The sequence below is a fragment of the Thermoflexus sp. genome, from assembly GCF_042408365.1.
In the GTDB taxonomy this organism is placed as follows: Bacteria; Chloroflexota; Anaerolineae; order Thermoflexales; family Thermoflexaceae; genus Thermoflexus.
Map to the genome: position 1 here is coordinate 1 of NZ_JBHOQJ010000098.1, position 2,207 is coordinate 2,207.

Annotated in this window: 3 protein-coding genes, 1 tRNA gene and 1 pseudogene; all 5 read left to right on the plus strand. The window is 59.8% G+C overall.

Annotated elements, in window-relative coordinates:
• Positions 1–452: 452 nt before the first annotated feature.
• A tRNA-Gln gene (locus ACFMO5_RS04190) sits at positions 453–527 on the plus strand.
• Between the two features lie 197 nt (positions 528–724).
• On the plus strand, positions 725–1,057 hold the full coding sequence (gene rplU / locus ACFMO5_RS04195; RefSeq protein ID WP_376791504.1) for a 50S ribosomal protein L21: 333 nt from the start codon (positions 725–727) through the stop codon (positions 1,055–1,057).
• Positions 1,058–1,069: 12 nt separating this feature from the next.
• Complete coding sequence (gene rpmA / locus ACFMO5_RS04200) at positions 1,070–1,366, plus strand: 50S ribosomal protein L27 (protein ID WP_376791505.1); 297 nt, start codon at positions 1,070–1,072, stop codon at positions 1,364–1,366.
• Positions 1,363–1,569 (plus strand): annotated as a pseudogene (gene rpmE / locus ACFMO5_RS04205) (50S ribosomal protein L31); the annotation flags it as partial. The gene rpmA and the pseudogene rpmE, both read left to right, overlap by 4 nt.
• A gap of 256 nt (positions 1,570–1,825) precedes the next feature.
• The coding region (locus tag ACFMO5_RS04210) for a thymidine kinase (RefSeq protein WP_376791506.1) at positions 1,826–2,207 on the plus strand (382 nt) is incomplete at its 3' end.

The following is a 2,207-nucleotide window of genomic DNA, read 5'->3' on the forward strand; positions in this document are numbered from 1 at the left end:
GCCGCCGAAGGCGGCCCCCAGCCCCCAAAGGATTTTTTTCTTTCCCCTTCCCGCCGCCCTCTGGGCTATGGGGCGAGGCCACCGGTCTTCCCAATGGTGTGCCTTAAAATAAAAAAAGGAAAAAGCCGTAGCCGCCTTAGATGGTCGGGATGAGGCTCCTGTCTGGTCGGGCAGGTTGGCCCGCATCTCGCAGAGATGCTGCAAGCAAAAATCGTTGCTGTGGGTAAGGGTGACTACCGATCCGCTGCCGCAACAAAGATTTTCTATCCACAGATCATGGTGCTTGCAAGTGTTTGAAAGCGAGGAATTACGCCATCCGAGGTCCGTGAGGAGGCGGAAGAACCATTTCCTCTGCCTCACGGCCCAAAGGGATCACGGAGGGGATCAAAAGGCTCAAAGCTTCCCCCAGCTTGACCAAAGGGACCCATCCTGTGTAAAATGAAGGACGGCCCTGCGGGGTGGTGTAAGGGGCAACACACCGGACTCTGGATCCGGGTATGGAGGTTCGAGTCCTCCCCCCGCAGCCAGCTGGAAGGGCCGCCCGCGGCGGCCCTTTCTTTATCAAACGTAGTGCTTCTTCCACATTTGATTTTTGGGAGTTTTTGAGGGCTGGGGGCCATCAGCCTCTCCACGCATATCCCGAAAACCAACTCATGCAGGCTGGCTGGACCATAGAAGTTGGTCTGGTCCCTAAGACAACCTGAAGCATTGCGGAGGTTCCATCGTGTTCGCAGTGATCGAAATCGGCGGGCATCAATACCGCGTGCAGGCAGGCGATCAGATTCAGGTCGAGAAGCTTCCCCTTGAGGCCGGCGCCCCGGTGGAAATCGATCGCGTTCTAATGGTGGGGGAAGGGGCGCAGGTTCGGATCGGTCAGCCCTTTGTGCCGGAGGCCCGGGTCCGGGCCACCGTGCTGGGTCAGGTGAAGGGAGAGAAAATCATTGTCTTCAAGTATCGGCCGGGCGCCAAGCGCTATCGGCGCAAGCAGGGCCATCGTCAGATTTACACGATCCTGCGGATTGAGGCCATCGAAACGGGTGTCCCGGCATCCGCATGACAGGAGGCAACCATGGCTCACAAGAAGGGTGGCGGCGCCAGCCGTAACGGACGCGATAGCGAATCCAAGCGCCGTGGCGTCAAGCGGTTCGACGGTCAATTTGTCCGGGCCGGGAACATCCTGGTCCGCCAGTGCGGCACGCGCATCTATCCCGGCAAGAACGTGGGGATGGGCCGGGATTACACGCTCTTCGCTTTGATCGACGGCTATGTGCGCTTTGAGTTCATGCGCGGGGGTCGGAAACGGGTCAGCGTGTACCCTGAGCCGGTCCGCCCGAACGGCGTGTCACAAAACGGAGGTGATGCATGAAGCCAGGAATCCATCCGTCATGGTATCCCAATGCCCAGGTGATCTGCGCCTGTGGCAACACCTGGACCACGGGCGCGACGGTGCCGGTGATCCGGACAGATGTGTGTTCAAAATGCCATCCGTTCTTTACGGGTGAGCAACGAATCGTCGATAAAGAAGGTCAAGTGGACCGCTTCATGCGGCGTCTGAGCGCCCGTGATGAGGACTACCTGAAGGCGCGGGCGGAGCGGGCCCAGCGTCGCAGGCGGAAACAGGTCACCATAGAGGTCGTAGAGGAGCCGGAGGAGATCCTCGAGACCCTGGAGGAGAGCGAGAGCGAATAAGGCAACGCGAGCGGGTTCTGGCGACCCGCTCGCGTTGTTTTTGACTCACACGGCTGAGAGTTGATCTGAGAGGTTGGAAAGCGCAAAGGCTCCCGGGATTCCGAACCAGTGCTTCATCCATTCAGGAGGAGCATCGATGGATGCAGCGCGCACGGGATGGGTGGAAGTAATCAGCGGTTGCATGTTCAGCGGTAAGACCGAAGAGCTGATCCGCCGGCTTCGCCGCGCTCAGATCGCCCGCCAGCAAGTTCAGGTTTTCAAGCCCCTCATCGACACCCGTTATGGGGTAGAGAAGGTTCGCTCCCACAACGGCCTGGATATCGAGGCGATCCCCGTCCCCCATGCCCGAGCGATCCTGGAGCACCTTCAACCCGGGACCACGGTTGTGGGTATCGATGAGGCGCAGTTCTTCGATTGGGAGATCGCCGATGTGGTTCAGGAGCTGGCGGAGCGGGGGATCCGTGTGATCGTGGCCGGGCTGGATATGGATTTCCGGGGCGAGCCGTTCGGGCCGATGC

Excerpts from the sequence above, each read along its gene's own strand:
- rpmA (WP_376791505.1), top strand. The coding sequence starts at position 1,070 with ATGGCTCACAAGAAGGGTGGCGGCGCCAGCCGTAACGGACGCGATAGC.